The following is a 21,364-nucleotide window of genomic DNA, read 5'->3' as shown; positions in this document are numbered from 1 at the left end:
GACATTGGAGAGAGCCATGACCACCGAAACCAAGGAACAGAAGATCGACGAGATCCTCGGGCGGGCGCTGAGGGACAAGGATTTCCGGGACAAGCTGACGAACGATCCCGCCGCCGCCGCCGCGGAGTGTGGGCTCAGCGTCGAGGAGATGGATCTGATCGCGGGAGGCTTGGCGATCGGCGACTCCCTTCTCAACCCCCAAACGGTGGCGTGGTGCACCGGCAAGACCTGCAACGAAACCGGCAAGCGGCAGAGCATCGGCGACCCGCGCGTGAACAATCCGCGCGTGAACAATCCGCGGGTGAGCCCGGTCTTTCGTCCGCAGGTCCGCCCGCAATGGCGCGGCGAGGCCGATGCCCCCGACGGCGAGACCCGGGTCAAGGAGGATGTCGAGTAATACCAACGGTCGTTGGAAACGACCTTTGGTTCCGTTCTCGATCCTCCGTTACCCACAAGGTTCCGGACAGTTGGGCGTCGTGTTGGCAGTGTGAGATGAGGCAATGGCCATGTCGATCTCGGGCCCGCCCGAGATCGACGATGAGGCGTCGGCATGCCCCGGGCCGGCGGTGTGGGCCTGTGTGACGGGCGACGGCGGCTTCGCAATGCTCGTTCAAGACCTTTGCAAGACCCTTGCAAGACCTCTGTCTGTGCCAGCGGCGGATTCACCCTGAGCGGCGGGCCCATCGTGCTCGGCACGCCTTCGCGAGGCCCGGCAGCGGGGGCCGTCCGGCCGCATCTCGGGAGGAGGTCGTGTGTGTGTGATGGGGTGGACCGATCGGTGGAGCAGGCCTTAGGCGATCCGCATGGCCGAGCCGAGACGAGCGCTCCATGAGAGCAGAGCGGGACGTTTGACGCGGGTTTGCTGAAGAGCGGCCCGCGCGCCGCGGCCGCCGACATGCCGGTCGTTTGTCTGCCGGAGGGATGAGATGGAGGAGTGGGCGGAGAGCGTGGCGACGCTGCGGCGGGATTTCGCGGAGGGCGGCTTCGCCGTCGCCGAGGCGGTGCTGAGCGGCCCGGAGACGATCGAACTCGCCGCAATCCTGGACGAGGCGCTGGTGCGCCGGCGCGCCCTGGAGGAGCGCCCGCTCGCGGAGCGCGCGGTCCTCAACCGACAATTCAGCCATTGCTACAATGTCTGGGAGGAGGAGGGGCGGGTCCGCGCCGTCGCCTGCGATCCGCGCATCGCCGGAATCGCCGCTGCGCTGCTGGAGGCCGGCGCGGTCCGGCTGTTCCTCGACCAGACCTTCTACAAGGAACCGGGGGCCGAATCGACGAGCCTCCACCAGGACATCACCCGCTGGCCGGTGCGCGGCCGGCTGGTGACCGCCTGGATCGCCCTCGACGATGTGAGCCTCGCGTCCGGCGCCCTCGCCTATGTGCCGGGCTCCCATCAGGTCGGCCCGTCCTCCTGGCTCGACCTCGTGACGGGGCGCCAGTGGAGCGACGACCAGCGCGCGCTGATCGAGCGCGAGCCGGTCATGGTCCCGGTCCGGCGCGGCTCGATCCTGTTCCACGACGCCTGCACCTTCCACGCCGCCGGGCCGAACACGACGCCGCACCGGCGCAGGGCTTTCGCGGTCGTCTACGTCGCCGACGGGGCGGAGCGGTCCTCAAGCCTGCCCTTCCCGTCGATCGACTGGGATGGCGTCCCGGTCGGGGACCGCATCGCCGGTCCGCGCCATCCGCTCGCCTGGCCGCGGCCCGACGGGTCGTTGCCGCCGCCGCCGCCTTCCCCGCCGACCCACGTTCCGGGCTGGCCCCTGCCCGTCGCCCCGGTGGCCTGACCATGGGCATGCGCCACGGGAGAACCCCGTTACCGAGGGAGAGGCGCCGTGGATGAGGCCGGGCCTGCGCCGCGATGCGTTCTCAACCCCCATCTCGCGGTCGGGTTCGTGGACGGGACCATCTGGCTGAGCGCGGGCGAGGCCGTCCACGCCTCCCGCGATCCCGGGCTGCTGCGCCTGCTGGCACGGTTCCTGACGCCGGAGGATCCCCGGGCCGCCCTGGCCGGCGAGGCCGCGGGCGGCGCGGCCGAGCGGCATCTGCGGGACTTGCTGCGCATCCGGGCGCTGCTGCCCGTCGACGGCGATGGCGCCCCGGCCGATGCGGAGGGGGGCACCGGCGACGAGGCGCCCGGCCTCCTGGTCGACACCGACCTGGCACCGATCGCCCTGACGCTCGACGCCCTCTCCTCGACGCTCGCTGCCCTCAGCCCCGCGGTGGGCCGGGCCATCCGGGAGGAAACCGGGCTCGGCCTCGGTCCGCGCCTGATGGCATGCCGGGCCGCGGTGGCGGGCCTGCGCCGGGAGGTGGAGCGGCGCATCCCCGATTACGTTGCCGCGCAGGTGGCGCGGCTGCCGGCCTCCGATCGCCCGCTCTCCCTGCATCTCGGTGCCGGCGCCTCGGACCTGCCGGGCTGGGTGAGCGTCGACGTCTGGCCGGCGCCTTTGTCGATCGACCTGCGCTGGGGATTGCCGTTCGCCGAGGCGAGCGCCGAGCGGGTCTACCTCGCCCATACCCTGGAGCATCTCTGGTATCCCGGCGAGGTCATGGCGCTCCTGCGCGAGATCCACCGCGTCCTCGCGCCCGGCGGGCGGGTACGGATCGTCGTCCCGGACATCGAACTGGCACTCCGGGCCTATGTCGCGGACGATCGCGCCGTCATCGAAGGCCGCGCCCGGACCGCCTGGCCGGACTGGACCGTCAGCACGCGCCTGGAGAGCGTCCTCGGCTATGCCGGGGTCGGTCCGCATCCGGGCCGCTTCGCGGAGGCGCACAAGTTCGGCTACGACGCCGAGACCCTGGCCCATATCCTCGCCGAGGCCGGGTTCCGCGACATCCGCCGCTGCGGCTACCAGGCGTCGCCCGACCCCGGCCTGCGGATCGACGATGCCAGCGCCTTCGCGGGGGCCGAGGTCGACGGCCGCCACTATTCCCTTTTCGTCGAGGCGGTCCGGTGACCGGCCCGCGCAACCTCAGCGGTGCGGAGATGAGGCTGGATCAGGATCTCCTCGACGGCGTCGTGGCGCGGATGCTGGCGCCGCCCGATTTCTTCGACCGCATCTGGGCGCGCGCGCCGTTCCACGCGCCGGGCGCGGCGCGCGCCTGCGTCGGGCTCTACGATGGCGACGACTTTCTGGAGGACATCGCCCGGGCCCGGCCCGGCCCGCATCTCGTCGTCGGTGCGCCCGAGGGCGCGCGCGCCTATTCCTACCACGACACGGCGGCGGGGTTGCGGGCGGCGGTCGAGGCTGGCGGGGTCGCGCCGCTGCGCATCAGCGACGTCTGGCACCAGCCGGACGCGCCCGAGCGCTTCGCCTGGATGCGGGCGCTGTTCGGCAGCCTGTTCCGCGCCGTGTCGATGATCTACCTCAACCCGGAGCGGTCGGAGAACGTCGACCTGTTCTATGCCGGGCCGGGCTCCCACCTCGGCGTCCATTACGACACGTCGCACACCTTCACGATCCAGTTGAGCGGCCGGCGGAAATGGGTGGTGGCGGAGACGGTCCGTCTCGACGAGACCCTGGCCGCCGAGCGCGCGCCGGACTTCGCGCCCGACGCGGCAGCAATCTTCTCCGGGCCGACCCGCGAGATCGTCCTGATGCCCGGTGATGCGCTCTACGTGCCCGCCTATTGCGTCCACGGCGTCACCGGCGTCCCGGGCTTTCCGGGCTCGGTGTCGATCGGCCTCGGCATTCGCGCCTTCAACGAGATCGACGTCGTCGCCCGCCTGCTCGAGATCGTCGAGAACACGCGCTACGCCGCCTATCCGCCGGTCGCGACCTGTCCGGCTGGCCTCGGGGCGGCCCATCGCGACGCCAAAGCCGCGCTGGTCCGTCGCGTGCGCGCGCTCCTGCGGGAACTGGACCTGGCGGTGACCGGGATCGTGGAGGCCGGGCTGCACCTGCCGGACACGCTCGGCCCGATCGCCGAGGGGGCCGCGGAACCGGAGCCGGCCGGGGCCCTGCGGCACCCAGAGACGGCGGCATCGTGATCCCCCCGGGGCCGTCGCCATCGGCGAGCCTGGAGGAGAGCCGGCGCGCGCTCGGCTGGCCGGCCCTCGGCCTCGACGTGGTGCGCCGCTTCCCGCTTCCCGCTGCGGCGGCACCGGCCCTCGCGGCCTCCGCGCCGTGGCTGCCCGAGGCGGCAGCCTCCCTGGCCCGGACCGTGCCACGGCCGCCCACGGTCGCGCCCTTCGTCGACGCGCCGTTCTACCGCGTCCCGGGCAGCATCCGCAGCATCTGCTATTGCCCGGCGATGCCGGCCTCCGGCGACGGCGCACCCGGCGGCGCCGTCGTGGCGATCAAGGGGCTCGAACCCGGCCTGCCCGATTTCGAGCGCCTCCTCGGCGATCTGCGCCGGCCGGGCTTCACGCCGCACGCGATCGCCGAGCACCTCGTGTTCGAGGAGCGCAAGATCCCCGGCTGCCTCGGCCTCGCGGAGGCCCTGCGCGAGGCCGAACGCGCCGCCGCCGCGCAGGAGCGGCATCTGCGCCATTACGGCGAACTGGCCCGCCTCCCGCTGCCGCTCGTCGTCCACCGTCATGCCGAGGAGACGACGAGCCGTGTCCGGGACGGTCTGCGGACCATTCTGGGCGCCGACGCCTTCGCGCTGGCCGAGACGCTGCTTGCCGGAGCGCTCGGCGTCTACATCTATCATTACCCGGCAGCGCCGATCCGTGCCCGCGAGATCGATGCCCTGCTGGCCGGCCTCGGCTTTCGCGAGCGCCTGCTGGCGCTGCTGCGCGAGGGCTGCGATCCCGGGGCGACGATCGAGGGCTGGGTCCGCCTGTTCGTGCGGCTGCTCTATCTCGGCTTCCTGCCGGGCACGCTCGCCTCCCTGCGCACGGGGCTGTGCTGCCAGCCGCAGAATGCCTGCCTCGACGGCGGCTTCGTCGATCTCGACTCGCTGGCCGCACCGGCCGAGCTCGCCGACGAGGCGGCGATCCTGGGGAGCCTGCAACTCGGCTTCGATGCGCTGCTCCGGAGCGTCCGGTCCCTCGTCACCGGCAGCGACGAGCCGGACAGGGCAGGGGCTGAGGAGGTCCGGGTCGATCTGCACGGCATCGCCCGCCACGTCTGGGCCCTGATCGATGCGGCGGTGGAGAGCGAGGCGCGACCGGGCCTCATCCTCGATCCGACGGTGCGGCGCTGGCTCGCCGTGCCGCGCCGCTTCGACGATCTCGCCGCCCTGTTGCGGCCGCGCGCGGCCCGCCCATCGACGTTCGATGCCGAGAGCCGCGACTTCCATGCCTTCGGCCGCGCACTGATCCGGTCGGCCCGGCCATGACCGCCGAGCCACGGCCCCGCGATGCCCAAAGCAGATTTCGCCGAAGTGGTCCCCGGTTCGGCGGCAAAAATCTGCGATCAAACAAGAGCCTAAGCGGGCGAAGCGTTGGCCCGCCAACGCAAGCCTGCTTAGCGTCCGGTCCCGGCGGTGCGGCCCGGCCGTCCGGGCGACCGGTCACCGACGGTCGTGGTCACCGATCGGCGTCAGGTCTCGGCCCAGAGCCGGAGCAGGTTGTGATAGCTGCGGCGCAGGCGTGGGCCGTAGGGCGTCGCCGAGAGCCTGGCCGCCGACAGGGCGAGATCGGTGAGGATCTCGCGTCCGAGCGGATCGCGGACCAAGCTCTGCACCCAGGTCACCGCCACCAGCCGGGTGCCCGCCGTCACGGGCGCCACGCTGTGCAGCGTCGAGGCCGGGTACAGGATGGCGTCGCCGGCCGGCAGCCGATAGCGCCGCTCGCCGTTGCCGGTATCGACGACGAGGTCCCCGCCGTCGTAGCGGTCGAGATCACTCAGGAAGACCGTCATCGCGAGATCGGTCCGGCATGCCCCCATCGTCGCGCTGTCGACGTGAGCCGGGTAGCCCATGCCGATCTCGTACCGGCTGAAGCGCGGCGGCACGACCTGCCGCGGCAGGGCCGCCGACTGGAACGTCTCGTTGTCGAGCAGCCGGTCGAGGATCAGGGCCCCGGCCCGGTCCGCCGCCGGACTGTCGAGCGGCAGTTGCACGTTGCGCTTGTCCGTGAGGGTCGAGGTTTCGCGGCCGTCCACGAAGGTGCCGCTCTCGACGATCGCCCGCACGGCGGCGAGATCGTCGGCACTCAGCAGGTTCTCGATGATGACGCGCACCGAACCGCCTCCCGTCCCGCCCGATTCCACCGCTCGTCCCATGCCGATCAGGGCGTCAATCTGCGGGAACACCCGGCCGGACCATGATGTGGCCCCGGCTCGCGACGGTCAAGGCGCGGCGCAGTGCGCCGGAAAGACTGAACTCTATTCGGAGGGACTGCGATGGTTCTCGTACTCGACGGTATCGTCGGCCCGGACGAGGTGGCGCACCTGACCCATCGGATCCGCCATGGCCCCGATCCCGATGCGGCTGCGGCCCATCTCGGCGGCGCGGTGCGCGCGGGGCTGGCGGCCCATCCGCTCTTCACCGCCGCCGTGCAGCCGAAGCACCTCGGCGACGTGGTGCTGCATGGCCTCACCGCGGGCGACTCCGCGCCGCCCCTGTCGGACGAGGCGGCGCTTCGGTCGGACGTGGCTCTGACCGTGTTCCTGACGCCGCCGGAGGAGTACGAGGGCGGCGATCTCGTCCTCGATACCGGCTACGGCGAGGAGCATTATCGCGGACCGGTCGGCCGGGCGGTCGCATACCCGACCGGCGCCCTGGCCCGCCGGGCGGAGGTCCGACGCGGCGCGTGCTGGACCGCCGACATCCTGGTCGAGAGCCGGATCCGCGACGGGGCGCAGCGGGACATCCTCTACGCCATCGCCAGTTCCGAGCAGTATCTCGGCCTGTTCGCGGCCGGCGCCGTGGCCGATCGCGCGCGGCTGCGCCGCTGCCGCGAGCGCTTGTCGCGGATGTGGTGCGAGCGCTGACGGCCGGGCCGGCGTCGGCGGCACGCCCGGCCCCTCCGGCCTGCGCAACCGGCTCTCGCACCGGGCTCAGCCGCCTGGTCCGCGCCCGGCCGCGAGACGGTCGCGAATCGTGGTCCAGACCCGCTCGGCCTCGCCGAGATGCTCGGCCCGGAGAATCAAGAAATCCTCCATCTCGTCCGCCGTGAGGGCGAAGGGCGCGAGGGCCGCCTCGGGATCGGCGAGGACCTGCCGCGAGAAGGCCGCGTCGCGCACGCAGCGTCCGACGATGCCATCGAGGAGGGCGCAGCTCTGCGCATAGGTTCGGGACGATGCCGTCGGTTCCGTCATGACGCCTCGCAAGGTTCGTCCGAGGTCGCTGCCAGTGAAGAGGGGGGTACCTGTGGGAGAATCCCTGTGACCGCGGAAGCGCACCCCGACGACACTGTACCCGATCGCCCGCACCTGCGCCCAGGGGTGTATGCCTTCGAGGACGGCGATGGTCTCGTCGTCCGCTCGGTCGCGGGCGCCTTCAGGATCGATCCGCGCCACGACGCGACCATGCGGCGCGTCCTGCCGCGGCTCGACGGGGCGCACGACCTCTCGGCGTTGCTCGGCGGCGAGCCGGCGGCGGCCGCGTTCTACGTGCTGCGGATGCTGGGGTGGTTCGCGCAGAGCGGCCTTCTCGTCGCCAGGCCGCGGATCCCGGCAGCCCGGATCGCGCCGGAGCCGGTCGCCCGGGATGTCCCCCTCCTGTGGTTGCCGGGGCGCGGCGCGCTTGCCGATGCCCTCGCGGGCGCCCTGGCGCGGACCGGGCTCGCGGTTGCGGGGCGGGGCGGCCTCGACGAGGCCCCACCTGCCGGTGCGGTGCGCGTCACCTGCCTCGATGGGCCCGATCTCGACCATCTCGACGCCGCCGCCCGTGCCGCCCGCGCCGAGGGAGCGGCCTGGTTTCCGGTCTTTCCCTTCGGCGACGCGGTGATGGTCGGGCCGCTCGCCGTACCGGAGAGCGGTCCATGCCCGCGCTGCGTCCTCCTGCGCTGGCTCGGCATCTCGCCCACGATCGCGCTGGAGCGGGCGTATCACGATCACCTGCGGCAGGGCGGCTGGCGGCTGCATCCGCCCGTCCCGCGGCCCGAGGCGGCGGACCTCGCCGACGACCTCGCCCGCGCGGTCTGCGCCGGGCTTGGCGGACCGCGCTCAGGCGGCTGGGCAACGCTTCTGCACCGCGGGGGCGGGGACTGCGAGGCCGGGCCCGTCGAGCGGCACCCGCTCTGTCCCGATTGCCGGGCGGCGACCGCCTCTCCGCCCGACGACCGGCGCGATGCCTGGTTCGACGCCCCGCTTCCCCTGGCGAGTCTCGGCGCGCGCCTCCGTGACCTCGCCGCGGGACCGGGCGCGCTCACCCGCCTGGTGCCGCCGCCCCGCGGCCGGGCCTCCGCCCGCGATCCCGCCCTGCCGGCGGTCGCGGTCGGCCGTTTCGCGGTCCCGGACCCGGCGATCGTCACCGGGCGGCAGACGACCTGGTGCCACGGGTCGGGCGCCTGCCTCGACGAGGCCCGGACCGTCGCGCTGATCGAGGGGCTCGAGCGCTATGCCGGCCTGCATCCCGGCGAGCACGGCCTCGTGGCGCCCTACGAGGCCGTCGCCGACCGGGCGCTGCGACCCACCGACCTGCCGTTGTTCTCGCCGGCGCAATATGCGGAGCCGGACTTCCCGTTCCGCCCCTTCGACCCGGCCGAGCCGCTCGGCTGGGTCCCGGGCTACGACCTGTCGCGGGACCGGCCCGTCCTCGTGCCGCGCACGGCGGCGCGCTACGGTGTCGACGACCGGCTCCTCGGCGAGACGTCGAGCGGGGTCGCGGCGCACAGCGCCCGGGGCGCGGCTCTCCTCAACGGCGCCCTCGAACTCGTCGAGCGCGACGCCTTCATGATCCACTGGCTGCACCGGCTCTCCCCGCCGCGGATCGACCGGGAGACGATCGCGTCCGCGGCGTCCCGGGCGATGCTCGACGCCGTCGCGGCGGGCGGGTACGCCGTGCATCTGCGCGACCTGACGACCGATCTGCGCATCCCCGTCTGCCTCGCCGTCGGGACGCGGACGGACCGTGCGGCGCCGGCCCTCATCGTCGGGGCCGGCGCGGCCCTCGATGCCGCGACGGCGCTCGCGCGCGCCGCGCGCGAACTCTACGCCGCGACCCTGCACGTGACCGGGGCCTGGCGCCTCGGGGATCCCCTCGAACCCGGAGCCGTCCTCGAGATCGACGACCACGCGAAAGCCTACGAACACCCCGACTGGCTGCCGCAGGCGGCCTTCCTGTGGGCCTCCCTGGCTCCCGCGGCGGCCGAGGGATGGCGGGCGCCGGCCCGGACGCCGGTCCCGACGCCGGTCCCGACGTCCCTGGCACCGGCGGACGATCTGACGGCGCTGATGGCCCGGCTCGCCGAGCGGGGCCACAGCCTCGTCGGCGTCGACATCACCCCGCCGGAACTCGCCCGTCGGAGCCTGCGGGTGGTGCGGGCGATCGTGCCCGGGTTGCAGCCCCTCGGCTTCGGCCGCCGCATCCGGCTCGGCGGCCGGCGTCTCTACGAGGCGCCCCCGCGCATGGGAGCGGGCACGTTCGCGCAAAGCGAGGACGCGCTGAACCCGGTGCCGCACTGCTTCCCCTGACGCCGGTCAGGGCCGATGGCCGACGATCACCGCGTAGACGACGGCCTCCTCGTCGGGATCGAGGCCGAGGGCGTCGTTGAACGGCTCGTCCCAGAACCCGCCCACCGGCACCGCCGCAAGGTCGAGCGCTGCGGCGGCCAGGACGAGGTTCTGCCCGATATGGCCGGCTTCCAGCAATGCGAAGCGATAGCCCCGCTCCAGATACTTCATCTGGACCCGCGGGAACGCGACGGTCAGCGCGATCAGCAGGGCCGGGCCGGCGCGGTGGAGATCGGAGGGCAGGAAGGCCCGCGTCGCCTCTCTCCCGCGCGGGGCCGCCACGGTCTCGAAGGCGTGATCGAGGGCGTCATAGTGATAGAGCCCCGGCGCGAGGTCGTTCACCGACAGGGCGAAGACGTAGGTCTCGACCGGATAGAGCGCTCCCGGCGAGGGGGCCGCGCGCCGCGGCACCTCCTGGTCCGCCGTCACGCCGGCTCCGAGCCGCATCAGCGTCGCGACCGCGTCGAGGGAGACGGGCCGGTCGGCGAAGCTGCGCTCCGAGTGGCGCGACGCGATCGCGTCCTCCAGCGTGGCGTTCGGGGCGGCGGGCCGCGGCAACGCGACCCGGTCGGCGCCCGGATAGCGCTTGTAGCCGCGGTCCAGGGTCAGTGCCTCGACTTCGTCCGCGGTCAGGATCGGAGTCCAGGCCGGGCCGAGCATGGAGTGGCGGTGGAACAGGCGGGAGGCCGGCCAGCGACATTCCGCGTCGATGCCCAGGGGAAGGAAGGCGGCGCGGCGCTCCGCTTCGAGCCGCTTTTTCCGGTCCTGCAAGGCGCGACCGAGACGATCCGCCGTCCAGGGCTCGTCCTCGCTCATCGCTCCTCCCGGTTCGGTCAGGCCAGCCGGAGCAGGCCGCAGGCGACGAGGCGCTTGGCCAGGGCGATCCGGGCGCCCTGGGTGAGGCTGCCGTGCATCTCCCGGACGCGGAAGGGGCCACGGGCGGCGAGCGCCTGGCGCAGGGCGGTCTCCAGCGACGCCTTGGCCCGCAGCGTGAAGCCGCCCGCCAGGGTCAGCTCCACGGTGTCGCCGTGGCGGGCGAGATGCCAGGGCAGGTCCGGGACCATTTCGACGCGGGTCTCGGCGTCGAGCGCCCGCGCCCGGAACACCGAGTCGATCTGGCGTCCGGGCGGGTAGGTCATCCGATGCAGGTGCCGCACCGCCAGCAGGTCGGTGAGGTCGGCGGGCGCGAGATCCGCGAGGGCCTCGTGCAGAAGGGCGACCCGCGCGGCGAAATCGTCGACGAAGGCTGTCTCCGGGCCCGTCCCGTCCCGCGGGCCGGCGGGCAGCGGCGCCATGAAGGCGTCCATCGCGGCGACGCGCGCGGCCAGGAGATCGAGCAGCGTGCGCCACCGGAACGGCTCGAACACGATGGTCAGGGAGAAGGACGGGCCGGCCCCGGCCACCGTGACGTCGTGCACGCACCCGCTCGGCGTGTAGAGGAGATCGCCGGGATTCAGCCGGATCTCGTGCTCGGGCGGGCCGAGCGCCTCCGGTTCGTACAGGGCCGGCTCGTCCGCCACGACCTTGTGGTAGATCCGCCAGATCTTCGATCCGGCGATCTGGAGCGTGAAGATCTCCGACTCGTCGTGGTGCGGCCCGAGCCCGAGCCCGTCGGCGGGGGCGACGTAGCAGGAGACCGACGCCCGCGGGTGGTGCAGGCAGCGCTCCATGTCGCGCACCAGCGCGAGCACGGGCGAGGCCGGGGGCAGGATCGTCTCGAGCCGCCGCAGCCGGAGGGGCTTGCCCTCGGCCAGCCGGGCGAAGACGTCGCTCGGGCTGCGCGGGGGCGGCTCGGGCGGTCCGGCGCCGCGATAGGGCGTGGCGGCGGAATGGCGCTCGAAGAATTCGTCCGCCGACAGATGCTCCTCGATCTCCGCCAGGGCGATCAGATCTCGGTAGTAGTCGGGATCGTTCCGCGCGACGTGGAGCACGCTCCGCGCCCAGTAGTCCCGGCAGAACACATCGGTCGCCACGGGGCCGAGGAGAGACTGGAACGGCCGCGCCGCCGCGTCGTCGAGTCTGTCGATCGAGCCGGCCGCCGGCAGTTCCAGAGAGGCCGGCCGCTGCTTCATCGGTCGCTCCAACCAGTCAAGCGATCATTAGCATGCATGCGTGATCACGACAATGGTGACACGATTGCTGGTTTGGAGTAATCAAGACGCCTTCGTCTGTCGCGCGACGCTTGATGAGAGCGGGCCGGAGGCGGTGTTGCGCGGGAGGAGGCGGAGCCGGACCGCGGGCCTTCGCCCTGGTCGCGTCGTCGAGACCGGAGACACTGCGTGAAGCCGATCGAATGGCGGGACTTCCTCGATCCGCTGCGTCGGATCCTGGCGATCTACCTGCGCTCGTCGCAGGGGGTCGTCGTCCTGGCCTTCGTTCTGTCGCTGCTGTCGGCGGCGTCGGCCGTCCTCGCGCCGCTTCTGTTCGCGCATCTGATCGACCGTCTCGGCGCCGGCTCCGCCGTCGATGCCGTCCTGCTCGGCTTCCTCGGCTACGCCGTGCTGCTCGGCGTCGTGGCGATGCTGGACGACATGCTCGCCTATCTGGCGCTGATCTGCGCCAAGAACCTCGATTTCATCGTCGCGACGGCTTTCTTCGAGCGACTCCTGAAGAAGACCATCGGCTTCTTCATCCTGTACAACCCGGCGGAGATCCAGAACGCCCAGGCCAATGGCGAGGACGCGGTCAAGGACGTCACCGGCCTGGCGCTCGATTCGCTGCTTCCCGGGATCTTGCAGGTCGTGCTGTCGCTGATCGTGCTCGGGGCGACGATCAGCAGCGAGATCGTGCTGATCGTCGTCGTCTACGGCGCCGTGTTCGTTGCCATCACGTGCTATGCCAACGAGCGGACCCGCACTTACCTCGATGCCGCGATCACCGCCACGCAGGACAACGCCCGGTTCGTCGGCAATGCCGTCAACTCGATGGAGACGCTCCGGCATTTCGGCAGCGAGCGCTGGATGAACGACCAGTTCTCGCGGCGCGCGCGCGAGGTCCGCGACAACTGGCTCGCCTTCTGCCTGCGGCGGCTGCGCTTCGCGCTGATCTGCGGGTTCGCCCTCGCGACCGAGTTCGCGGTGACCTACCTGATCCTGATCCCGCGCTACCGCGAGGGCGGTCTGACGGTCGGCGACCTCGTGCTGTTCAACCTGCTCCTGCTCCAGCTCAATCATCCCTTCGAGATGTTCGGCCGCGCGATCAACCAGCTCGTCCAGGCGTCGTATCAGTTCGTGCCGTTCGTCGAGATGTGGCACGGGGCGGAAGAGGTGGAACCGCCGCGCGGGTCGCCGCCCTTCGCTCTCGCCGAGGGCCGCATCGTCTTCGACCGCGTCGGCTTCACCTATGAGGGCGGGGCGGGCGTTACGGAGATCGACTTCGTCGCCGAGCGCGGAACCATCACCTATCTGGTCGGGGAGACGGGCTCGGGCAAGTCGACCGTCCTCAAGCTGGCGCTGAAGTCGCTGGAGCCGCAGACGGGCACCATCCGGGTCGATGGCCGCGACCTGAGCGGCGTCACCCGCGAGGCGTGGTACGCCGCGATCGGCGTCGTGCCCCAGGAGATCATGCTGATCAACGACACCCTGCGGAGCAACATCGTGCTCGGCCGCCCGCCGGATGAGCTGCGCCTGCGCCGGGCCGCGGCGCGGGCGGCGATCCTGCCGCTGATCGAGACGCTGCCCGACGGGTTCGACACCGTGGTGGGCGAGCGCGGGCTGCGGCTCTCGGGCGGCGAGCGCCAGCGCATCGCCATCGCCCGGGCGCTCTATGCGGATCCCGGCATCCTGTTCCTCGACGAGGCCAGCTCGGCCCTCGACGAGGCGACCGAGCGCGAGATCATGACGCATCTGAGGACGCTCGCCGGCGACGTCACGATCCTGGCGGTCACGCACCGCCGTCATCTCATCGAGCCGGGCGACCGGGTCGTGCAGCTTGCCGACGGGAGCGTGAGCCGGCCCGGCGACGCGGCTGGTGCCGCACGCGCGGCAGCCCGGCGGGAGGCGGCAGTGGAGTAATACCAACGGTCGTTGAAAACGACCTTTGGTTCTGTTCTCGAATTTTCGCCAAGCCTCTGGCTTGACATCGAAAATTCGAGATGGGTCAACGGCCCGATGCGTCAGCATCTTGGGCCGTTGGTATAAGTCCGACGGTCGTCGTCGACGACAGGCCGTGAGAGGGGGCGGTCCGCTCCGACCGGACGGCGGGATCGGCCTCGTGCGGAAGGAGTGACGCCATGCGGGCCGGTGTGGATTCCGAACAGGCGCAGGCCGTCACGCCGCGGACCGGCGTGACGCCACCAAGGCTCGCCGCCGTCCCGCGCGAGACCGTGGTCGCCGGCATGCTCGGGGACCCCGCCACGTTCTTTCGCGACCATTGGCGGCGAGCGCCGTTCCTCGCGCCGCAGGCCGGCCACGCCGTGGCGGGCGCTTACGGCGTCGAGGATTATCTGGCGGACCTGGCGGACGCCGTCGCGCCGCCGTTCCGGGCGGTGACGGTCCAGGACGGCGCGCGCGTCTTCTCGCAGCACGACACCGTCGAGGACCTGCGCGCGGCGGTGGCGGCGGGCGCGGTCTCGGCGACGAAGATCAGCCGGCTGTGGCATGGCGGCGGACCGACTTCCTGGGGATGGATGCGCGCGCTCTTCGGCGATCTGTGCCGGGCGGTGGCGATGATCTACCTCGATCCGGAGACCTGCGAGGATGTCGACCTGTTCCTCGCCGGACCGCGTTCGGGCCTCGGGGCGCATATCGACGCCACCGATGTCTTCACGCTGCAACTCGCGGGAGAGCGGCACTGGACCGTCGATGAAACCGTGCAGCTGCCGGCGATCCTCGACCTGATGCGCGACCCCGCCTGGCATCCGTCGCAGGAAGTGCCCTTCCAGGCCCCGACCCGGTCCTTCACCTTGCAGCCGGGCGATGGCCTCTATGTGCCCGCCCACGCGGTGCACCGCGTCAGCGGGGTGAGCTGGTCGGTCTCGCTGAGCTTCGGCTTGCGGACCGTCAACGAAATTGACCTGATCGAGCATCTGCTCGACCGCGCCAAGCGGAGCCGTTACAGGGGCTTGCCGCCGCTGCCGAGCTGGCCCGCGAGCGAGGCGGACGGGAACGCCGCGGCGAAGCGCGAACTGGTCGGCCGGGTCAGGGACCTGTTGCGACAGATCGAGTTCGCCGCCACCGCCACCGCGATGGCACCGCTCCGGCTGCCCGCCACGCTGGCGGAGCCGTCGGCGGACGTCCCCGATGGCAGCCCGCAAGAGCGACGTCCCGGCGTCAGACCGCCGCCTTGTGGAAATGACTGAGGAAGGCTTTCGTGGCCGCCTGCTGCGGATCCTCGATGACCTGCCGCGCCGGCCCCTCCTCGACGACGAAGCCATCGCGCATGAACACGCAGGTCTCGGCGACGTCGCGCGCGAACGCGATCTCGTGGGTCACGAGCACCATCGTCATGCCCTCCGACGCCAGTTGCCGGACGACCTGAAGCACCTCCCCGACGAGTTCGGGATCGAGGGCCGAGGTCGCCTCGTCGAAGAGCATGACCTCGGGCTTCATCGCCAGCGCCCGGGCGATGGCGACCCGCTGCTTCTGTCCGCCGGACAGCCGCTCGGGATACACGTCGGCCTTCTCCCTCAGGCCGACCTTGTCGAGAAGGTGGAACGCGAGAACCCGCGTCTCCTCCTTGCCCCGACCCAGCACCGTGACGGGCCCCTCCATGACGTTCTGGAGGACGGACATGTGGGGGAACAGGTTGAAGGTCTGAAACACCATGCCGACCTTGGACCGGAAGGCGGCGAGATCCTTGTCCTTCGGCATCCTGTGACCCCGGTCGAAGCGCATCGCATGCGTCCCGATCCGGATCGTTCCCTCATCCGGGATGGTGAGGAGGTTGAGGCAGCGCAGAAGGGTCGACTTGCCGGATCCGCTCGGGCCGATCAGCGACACCACCCCGCCCTTGGGCACGCGCATCGAGATGTCCTTGAGCACGGACAAGGGTCCAAACGATTTCTTGACGTGCTCGACCTCGATCATTGCGATCTCCGATGCGTCCCGCGCGGCGATTGTCTCAACGGGGCTTGTCCCGGCGCTCACCGTGCGAGCCTCTTCTCGAGGCCGTGGGCGACGGTCGTCAGCGGGAACAGGATGATGAAGTAGATGACCGCGATCATCGTGTAGACTTCGAGGGGCTTGTAGGTCGCCGAGGTGATCAGCTGTCCCTGATAGAGGAGATCGGGGACCGCGAGCACGGACAGGAGCGACGTGTTTTTCAGTTGCAGAACGACCTGGTTGACGAGGGGCGGGATCATCCGCTTGAGCGCCTGCGGCAGGATGATGCGCCTGAGCAGCGCGCCCCGACGCATGCCGAGCGCCCGTCCGGCATCCCACTGGCCGAGATCGATGGAGGCGATGCCTCCCCGGATGATCTCGGCGAAGAACGACGCGCCATAGAGCGTCAGGGCGATGAACGCCGCCGTCGCGGGCTTGAGTTCGACGCCGATCAGGATCGGCAGCGCGTAATAGATCCAGACCAGCTGCACCAGCACGGGCGTGCACCGGAAGATCTCGATGAAGGCCACGAGCGGAATGGTGACCGCCCTGGCATTCGCCAGGCGCGCGATGGCGATCACGCTGCCGACGGCGAAACCGGCGACCGCGGTGAGGATGGTGAACCCGATCGTATACAGGGCGCCGATGGCGATCAGGCTCTTGTATTGATAAAGAAAAGTAAAATCCCATTCGTAAGCCATCGCCGCCTCCGGTCCGCCAGTCTAGAGCACTGCACGATCACGTTGAAATCGTGCAGTGCTCTAGTTCTTTGATTTTGCCGCATTTTCTACGACGAACCGGTATCCACTTCGTCGGAAAATGCTCTAGTATTGGGTTTGAACGAGGCCCGTATGGAACCAGCGGCCCAGGGTGATGATGTCGAAGACCGGGACCTCGAACCGGTCGGCGACGGCTTTCGAGAAGGGCGGAAGGTTGGTGCATTCCATCAGGACGGCACCGATATCGCCCCGCGCCATCAGGTGGCCGGCGGCCTCCAGGACGTCGCGTGCGATCGCATCCCCGTCATAGGCCGCCTGCCGCTCGATCAGGCCGCGCAACGCCCCGTCCGCCGGCAGGCCCACCACCGGCGTCGCGGGATCGGCCCCCACCGCGACGAAATGCGCCGGCGTGAGCGACGCGGCGTCGTAGGTCACGACGCCGGCCCGCTTGCCGCGGGCAAGGCACCGGTCGATCAGGGGAAGCTGCATCAGGCTCGACGTGGCGAGCGGCAGCGGCATCCGGGCGGCGAGGCTGCGCTGCCGGGCGGCGAGAAAGCCGCAGGACGTGATGACGCCGACGGCACCGCGGGCCCGCAGCCTCTCCCCCGCCTGGACGAAGGCATCCGCCAGGTCGCAATCCTGTCCGCCGACGATCCGGCGCGCGGTGGCGCCCGGCACGGTCTCGAACAGGACCGGGACGGGCCAGCTCGCCGCATGCCCCACGTCACCGGGCGGTCGTACGAATGCGGTATCGAGCATGATGATGCCCAAGGGCGGGGCGGGGGCAGGCGGCATCGGGATCCGGGTCGATGGGGCGAGACCCCTGGGCCAGGACGGATCGTCTCGGACCGGGGCAATGATGGGCCGGCCGCGGCCTGTCTCGCCGCGGCGCGTGCGCCGGGTCTCAGACGACGACCGTCGGTTCCGCTCTCGACCTGTCGCCGAGCCTCCGGCTGGGAGCCGACACGTCGCGATGGATCGAACGCCCCGTCGATCGCGGGCCTGCCCGAGACCGAGGTGACGCGGCAGCATCCACGGCCGTTTGTCTCAGAAGGTGATCTCGGCCGGGATGTCCTCGGACTTGACGCCCACCAGCTCCAGGCTGGCGGTGATCCAGCCCTTCATGGCGCCGAGCCCGCGATTGTATTCGAGCCAGTTGTCGACGAAGGTCCGGAACCGCGGATCGGGCTCGGCCCGCACGCCGGCACAGGTCGGCTGTGCGCTGGCCGGTGTCGGCACGATGATCTTGCCCAGCTTCGGGTTCTTCTTGACCGTCACCAGGGACAGCATGGCGACCTGGATGACGCAATCGGCGCGGTTGGACTGGACGGACAGCATGGCGTCGTCCGGGGTCTTCAGCGCCAGCAGCGTCGCCTTCGGGATCGCGCGGCGCGCGAAGAGATCGTGGGTCGACCCGATATCGACGGCGACGCGCACCTCCGGCGTGTTGAGATCGGCCCAGGTCTTCGGCTCGAAGCCGGGCTTGGCGATGATGGTGAAGGTGTTCAGCATGATCGGCCGCGTGAACTCGACTGTGAGCGCGCGCGACGGGGTCGGCGACAGGCCGAACATGATGTCGATCTTGTTCGCCTGGAGATCGAGCACCGCGTTGCCCCAGGTGGTCTCGGCGATCTCGATCTCGGCATCCATCGCCTTGGCGAGATCCTGCGCCATGCTGATGCAGAAGCCGGACCATTCGCCGGTGACGATATCCTTCTTGTAGTACGGCTCGGTGCCGACGATGCCGGCGATCCGGAGCTTCTTGGTGCGCCGGATGCGCTGGAAGGTGTTCTCCGCCGCAGGCGCGGTCTGGGCCTGGGCGCTTCCGATCGGGGACAGGGCGGCCGCGAGCGTGCCGGCGCCGAGAAGCGATGCGATGTCCCTGCGTGATACCATGACGGTGGCCCTCTCCTCGATAGCGTGGCAGTTCCTTAGTCTCTCAGACCGCGTGGCGGGAGTCCTGTCGGAAGACAGAACTCGCCTCGGGCCCGTTGCCCGCGCCTCTCTCCCGTCTCGGCGCGGCGAGCCTGTGTGCCCTGCCGGGCGCCGACGCAGACGGTCGGTGACGGTGCGCGCCTGCTGGAGGGGGCTGTCATCGTCCCGAGATCCTGACGCATCGGGCCGTTGCTGTCGTGCCTCGCGACGGCGCCTCACCCGGAGATGCCGCCGGCCGCCATCCTGCGCTCAGGGGCGCCCGCCCGACACCGGCGCGCCGCGCCCTCCGGCCGGCGCCTCGCGCTGCCCTGCATGGGCCTGCGGGCCCGACGCGGCCGGAGCCGCGAAGCTGACCTTGCAGCGCTGGCCGGCCGGGAGGGCGTTGTCTGGGTTGCGCAGTTCGAGGCGCACGCCGAACGTCCCGCTCGCCGCGTCGAAGACGTGGTCGACCACCGTGACCTCGGCCGGGTAGGTGCCGCCGATCGGCTTGTCGAGCGCCACGGTAGCGATCGAGCCCGGCCGGATCTCGCTCCAGCGCGACACCGGCACATAGGCTTCGACGTGGAGGGGGTCGAGCTGCACCAGCGTGTAGATGGCGCTGTCCTGGCGCACGAACTCGCCGGCCGACATCAGCCGCTCGGTGACGAGGCCGCTGATCGGGCTACGGATGATGCGCAGCTCCAGCTGCGCCCGGACGCGGGCGAGTTCGAGACCGGCGAGCTCGTTCTTCAGGATCTCGGTCTTCAGGTCGCGCTTGCCGATCTCGTAATCGGCCTCGACCTGATCGATCTTCTCCTGGGTGACGATCCCCTTCGACAGCTGGTTCTGCCGGTCGAGCCGGCGCTTGTAGAGTTCCACCCGGGCGCGCTGCGCCTCGATCGGCTCCCGGCTCGATGCCTGGGCCTGGGCGAGGGCGACGTTGGCCTCCTCCACGCTGGTGTCAAGGCGGGCGATGACCTCGCCCGCCTTGACCGCGTCGCCCCGGTTGAAGGCCATCTCCTTGAGGATGCCGAGGGTGGCCGAGCCGACCTTCACCTTCTGGGCCGGCTCGATCACGCAATCGACGGTGCCCGCGACAGTGCCCGCGACGGTGCCGGGCTCGGCCTGCACGGCCGTGGCGGCGAGGGAGACGACGAGCGCGAGGGCGAACGGGACGGGACTCGGGCAAGACGGCCGAAGCGGCGTCATCGGGCGGGGCCTCTCATTCGGAATGGCCGGCGAAGGCCAGGATGCGGTCCTGCATCCGGTCGGCGCGCAGGAGGTCGCCGCGCATGCGGGCATGGAGCCGCTCGGCGCGGCGTTGCGCCCAGCGCAGCAGCCACCGGCCCGCCGGCTGCCCGAAGCGGGCGAGGAGGGCGCGGGCGAGCGGGCGGGACACCGGGTGGCCGTCGAGCAGCGGATCGTCGAGGGACAGGATCGCCTCGAAGCTGCCGGGCTCGCCCTGGCGCCCGGCGCGGCCGGCGAGCTGGCCGTCGATCCGCCGCGCGTCGTGGCGTTCGGTCATGATGACGTGGAGGCCGCCATGCTCGGCCACCCAGGGGTCGAGCTTGATGTCGGTGCCGCGCCCGGCCATGTTCGTCGCCACGGTGATGCGGCCGCGCCCGCCCGCCCGGGCGACGATCTCGGCCTCACGCCGGTCCTGCGCGGCGCTGAGCACCGTATGGGCCAGGCCCGCCGCGCTCAGCCGGGCGCTCGCGGCGCCGGAGGCGGCGACCGAGCGCGTGCCGAGCAGCACCGGCAGGCCCTGCCGGTTCAGCGCCGCCACCCGGTCGATCACCGCCTGCCACTTCGTCTCCTCGTCGGGCAGGACCCGGTCGGGGTGATGGACGCGCCGGACCGGGCGATGGGTCGGGATCCGGGCGACGGCCAGCCCGTAGACGGTCCAGAGCTCCGCCTCGACTCCCCCGGTGGTGCCGGTCATGCCGGCGAGCCGGCAATAGCGCCGGAAGAAGCGCTGGTAGGTCATGCGCGCCAGGGTCGCGCGCGCCGAGGAGAGCGCGCAGCCCTCCTTGTGCTCGATCATCTGGTGGAGGCCGTCGCTCCAGGCCCGGTCGGGCATGACCCGGCCGGTATACTCGTCGATGATCACCACCTTGCCGTCGCGCAGGATGTAGTGCTCGTCGCGGTGGAACAGGTGGAGCGCCGACAGGGCCTGCCGGATCAGCTCCTCCCGGGTGACGCGGGCGCGCCAGGGCGGTCCCGCCCCGGCGAGGCGGGCGTCGAGGGCGTGACGGCCCTCCTCGGTCAGCACGACGCGGCGCTGGTTCAGGTCGATGCCGTAATCCTGTCCGGGCCTGAGCGCCGCCGCGACCGCCAGGGCCTCCGTGAGGGTGGCGGGCTCGAATTGCGAGCCGGCCGGGGCCGAGATGATGAGCGGCGTGCGCGCCTCGTCGATCAGCACGCTGTCGGCCTCGTCGACGATGGCGAAGTGCAGCCCGCGCAGGCGCAACGGCGTCGTCGCCCCGGGCACCCCCGTCAGGCTCCGCAGCTTCAGCCGGATGTCGGTGGCGCGCTGGCCGAGCGCGATGCGGTCGCGCAGGTAGTCGAAGGCGAGGTCCTTGTTGGTGCAGTAGGTGATGTCGCAGGCATAGGCCGCGGCCCGGGCCGGGACCTCCTGCCCCTCGCTCACCACCCCGACGCTCAAGCCCAGAGCCGCGTAGAGCGGCCGCATCAGGCCGGCGTCGCGCTCGGCCAGGTAGGCGTTCACCGTGACGACATGGACCGGCAGGCCGGCGAGCGCCGCGGTCGCGGCGGCGAGGCCCGCCGCCAGGGTCTTGCCCTCGCCGGTCGCCATCTGGGCGACGCGGCCATCGAGAAGCGCCGCCGCCCCCATCATCTGCACCGGATAGGGGCGCTGGCCAATGACCCGCCCCGACACCTCGCGCACCAGCGCGAAGACCTCCGCCACCCGATCCGGCGGAAAGTCGCCGCGGCCGCGCAGAGCCGCCGCAGCCTCGCGCCGCACGGCCTCGAGATCGGCGTCGGGGAGCGCCGCGAGGTCGACCCAGCGCGCCATCGCGGCCCGGGCGATGCCGGTGTAGCGCCGGCCCTCCCAGCCGGTGAGCCGCGCCCGCACGGCGCCGACCATCCGGGCCGC

19 protein-coding genes are annotated in these 21,364 nt (G+C 71.5%); 9 read left to right on the top strand and 10 right to left on the bottom strand.

The genetic code is table 11. From position 1 onward, the window contains the following. Nucleotides 1-16: 16 nt before the first annotated feature. The 5 genes from VP06_RS23305 (at nt 17) to VP06_RS23285 (ending at nt 5,289) form a co-directional block, all read left to right on the top strand. Nucleotides 17-397: an Os1348 family NHLP clan protein gene (locus VP06_RS23305; RefSeq protein WP_048466181.1), complete on the top strand. Its 381-nt coding sequence runs from the start codon at nt 17-19 to the stop codon at nt 395-397. 529 nt (nt 398-926) lie between these two features. After that, nucleotides 927-1,784, top strand: a complete 858-nt coding sequence (locus VP06_RS33865; RefSeq protein WP_053082001.1) for a phytanoyl-CoA dioxygenase family protein — start codon at nt 927-929, stop codon at nt 1,782-1,784. Nucleotides 1,785-1,892: 108 nt separating this feature from the next. Further along, nucleotides 1,893-2,960, top strand: a complete 1,068-nt coding sequence (locus VP06_RS33860; protein ID WP_156295732.1) for a class I SAM-dependent methyltransferase — start codon at nt 1,893-1,895, stop codon at nt 2,958-2,960. Between the two features lie 29 nt (nt 2,961-2,989). Then, nucleotides 2,990-3,994, top strand: coding sequence for a JmjC domain-containing protein (locus VP06_RS23290; protein WP_156295731.1), 1,005 nt, complete (start codon nt 2,990-2,992; stop codon nt 3,992-3,994). After that, nucleotides 3,991-5,289, top strand: a complete 1,299-nt coding sequence (locus VP06_RS23285) for a hypothetical protein (protein ID WP_048466179.1) — start codon at nt 3,991-3,993, stop codon at nt 5,287-5,289. The genes VP06_RS23290 and VP06_RS23285 overlap by 4 nt, the downstream gene beginning before the upstream one ends. A 203-nt stretch (nt 5,290-5,492) precedes the next feature. Here the strand turns inward: VP06_RS23285 and VP06_RS23280 are convergent, their stop codons facing one another. Further along, nucleotides 5,493-6,134 carry a Fe2+-dependent dioxygenase gene (locus VP06_RS23280; protein ID WP_048466178.1) on the bottom strand — a complete coding sequence of 214 codons (642 nt, stop codon included), beginning with the start codon at nt 6,132-6,134 and terminating at the stop codon, nt 5,493-5,495. 162 nt (nt 6,135-6,296) lie between these two features. Here VP06_RS23280 and VP06_RS33855 point away from each other — a divergent pair, with 162 nt between their 5' ends. Beyond that, on the top strand, nt 6,297-6,887 hold the full coding sequence (locus VP06_RS33855; RefSeq protein ID WP_053081999.1) for a 2OG-Fe(II) oxygenase family protein: 591 nt from the start codon (nt 6,297-6,299) through the stop codon (nt 6,885-6,887). Between the two features lie 66 nt (nt 6,888-6,953). On the opposite strand, the gene VP06_RS37330 is transcribed toward VP06_RS33855, so the two are convergent. Beyond that, a complete protein-coding gene (locus tag VP06_RS37330; protein WP_048466177.1) occupies nt 6,954-7,214 on the bottom strand; it encodes a hypothetical protein in 261 nt (86 codons plus the stop codon). Nucleotides 7,215-7,280: 66 nt separating this feature from the next. Here VP06_RS37330 and VP06_RS23265 point away from each other — a divergent pair, with 66 nt between their 5' ends. Then, entirely contained in the window at nt 7,281-9,533 is a 2,253-nt protein-coding gene (locus VP06_RS23265; RefSeq protein WP_197093266.1) for a TOMM precursor leader peptide-binding protein, read from the top strand. A gap of 6 nt (nt 9,534-9,539) precedes the next feature. Here the strand turns inward: VP06_RS23265 and VP06_RS23260 are convergent, their stop codons facing one another. Both VP06_RS23260 and VP06_RS23255 read right to left on the bottom strand, forming a co-directional pair. After that, nucleotides 9,540-10,388, bottom strand: a complete 849-nt coding sequence (locus VP06_RS23260) for a SagB/ThcOx family dehydrogenase (RefSeq protein WP_053081998.1) — start codon at nt 10,386-10,388, stop codon at nt 9,540-9,542. A gap of 17 nt (nt 10,389-10,405) precedes the next feature. Next, a complete protein-coding gene (locus tag VP06_RS23255) occupies nt 10,406-11,644 on the bottom strand; it encodes a JmjC domain-containing protein (protein WP_048466175.1) in 1,239 nt (412 codons plus the stop codon). A 207-nt stretch (nt 11,645-11,851) separates the two neighbouring features. Between VP06_RS23255 and VP06_RS23250 the strand changes: the two genes are divergently transcribed. Together VP06_RS23250 and VP06_RS23245 are read left to right on the top strand one after the other, a co-directional pair. Then, nucleotides 11,852-13,585 carry an ABC transporter ATP-binding protein gene (locus VP06_RS23250; RefSeq protein ID WP_063928428.1) on the top strand — a complete coding sequence of 578 codons (1,734 nt, stop codon included), beginning with the start codon at nt 11,852-11,854 and terminating at the stop codon, nt 13,583-13,585. 218 nt (nt 13,586-13,803) lie between these two features. After that, on the top strand, nt 13,804-14,871 hold the full coding sequence (locus VP06_RS23245) for a JmjC domain-containing protein (protein ID WP_048466174.1): 1,068 nt from the start codon (nt 13,804-13,806) through the stop codon (nt 14,869-14,871). On the opposite strand, the gene VP06_RS23240 is transcribed toward VP06_RS23245, so the two are convergent. From VP06_RS23240 to VP06_RS23215, 6 genes are all read right to left on the bottom strand, one after another. Further along, the gene (locus VP06_RS23240) at nt 14,843-15,598 is read right to left on the bottom strand and encodes an amino acid ABC transporter ATP-binding protein (RefSeq protein ID WP_048466173.1); all 756 of its coding nucleotides are present in this window, start codon (nt 15,596-15,598) and stop codon (nt 14,843-14,845) included. The genes VP06_RS23245 and VP06_RS23240 overlap by 29 nt on opposite strands. A 56-nt stretch (nt 15,599-15,654) precedes the next feature. Then, nucleotides 15,655-16,314 (bottom strand): amino acid ABC transporter permease, encoded by a 660-nt coding sequence (locus VP06_RS23235; protein WP_048466172.1) that lies wholly within the window; start codon nt 16,312-16,314, stop codon nt 15,655-15,657. A 123-nt stretch (nt 16,315-16,437) separates the two neighbouring features. After that, nucleotides 16,438-17,127 (bottom strand): aspartate/glutamate racemase family protein, encoded by a 690-nt coding sequence (locus VP06_RS23230; protein WP_048466171.1) that lies wholly within the window; start codon nt 17,125-17,127, stop codon nt 16,438-16,440. A 252-nt stretch (nt 17,128-17,379) separates the two neighbouring features. Continuing rightward, complete coding sequence (locus VP06_RS23225) at nt 17,380-18,228, bottom strand: transporter substrate-binding domain-containing protein (protein ID WP_048466170.1); 849 nt, start codon at nt 18,226-18,228, stop codon at nt 17,380-17,382. Nucleotides 18,229-18,516: 288 nt separating this feature from the next. Continuing rightward, nucleotides 18,517-19,455, bottom strand: coding sequence for an efflux RND transporter periplasmic adaptor subunit (locus VP06_RS23220; RefSeq protein ID WP_048466169.1), 939 nt, complete (start codon nt 19,453-19,455; stop codon nt 18,517-18,519). A 13-nt stretch (nt 19,456-19,468) separates the two neighbouring features. Next, the coding region (locus VP06_RS23215) for a preprotein translocase subunit SecA (protein WP_048466168.1) at nt 19,469-21,364 on the bottom strand (1,896 nt) is incomplete at its 5' end.

Origin of the sequence: Methylobacterium aquaticum (genome assembly GCF_001043915.1) — a bacterium.
GTDB classification, from domain to species: domain Bacteria; phylum Pseudomonadota; class Alphaproteobacteria; order Rhizobiales; family Beijerinckiaceae; genus Methylobacterium; species Methylobacterium aquaticum.
Note: the sequence above shows the minus strand (reverse complement) of the source record. Positions and strands in the feature narration are given on the sequence as shown.

Excerpts from the sequence above, each read along its gene's own strand:
- VP06_RS23225 (WP_048466170.1), bottom strand. The coding sequence starts at position 18,228 with ATGGTATCACGCAGGGACATCGCATCGCTTCTCGGCGCCGGCACGCTC.
- VP06_RS23290 (WP_156295731.1), top strand. The coding sequence starts at position 2,990 with ATGAGGCTGGATCAGGATCTCCTCGACGGCGTCGTGGCGCGGATGCTG.
- VP06_RS23305 (WP_048466181.1), top strand. The coding sequence starts at position 17 with ATGACCACCGAAACCAAGGAACAGAAGATCGACGAGATCCTCGGGCGG.
- VP06_RS33865 (WP_053082001.1), top strand. The coding sequence starts at position 927 with ATGGAGGAGTGGGCGGAGAGCGTGGCGACGCTGCGGCGGGATTTCGCG.
- VP06_RS23255 (WP_048466175.1), bottom strand. The coding sequence starts at position 11,644 with ATGAAGCAGCGGCCGGCCTCTCTGGAACTGCCGGCGGCCGGCTCGATC.
- VP06_RS37330 (WP_048466177.1), bottom strand. The coding sequence starts at position 7,214 with ATGACGGAACCGACGGCATCGTCCCGAACCTATGCGCAGAGCTGCGCC.
- VP06_RS23240 (WP_048466173.1), bottom strand. The coding sequence starts at position 15,598 with ATGATCGAGGTCGAGCACGTCAAGAAATCGTTTGGACCCTTGTCCGTG.
- VP06_RS23230 (WP_048466171.1), bottom strand. The coding sequence starts at position 17,127 with ATGCCGCCTGCCCCCGCCCCGCCCTTGGGCATCATCATGCTCGATACC.
- VP06_RS23235 (WP_048466172.1), bottom strand. The coding sequence starts at position 16,314 with ATGGCTTACGAATGGGATTTTACTTTTCTTTATCAATACAAGAGCCTG.
- VP06_RS23245 (WP_048466174.1), top strand. The coding sequence starts at position 13,804 with ATGCGGGCCGGTGTGGATTCCGAACAGGCGCAGGCCGTCACGCCGCGG.
- VP06_RS33855 (WP_053081999.1), top strand. The coding sequence starts at position 6,297 with ATGGTTCTCGTACTCGACGGTATCGTCGGCCCGGACGAGGTGGCGCAC.
- VP06_RS23220 (WP_048466169.1), bottom strand. The coding sequence starts at position 19,455 with ATGACGCCGCTTCGGCCGTCTTGCCCGAGTCCCGTCCCGTTCGCCCTC.
- VP06_RS23260 (WP_053081998.1), bottom strand. The coding sequence starts at position 10,388 with ATGAGCGAGGACGAGCCCTGGACGGCGGATCGTCTCGGTCGCGCCTTG.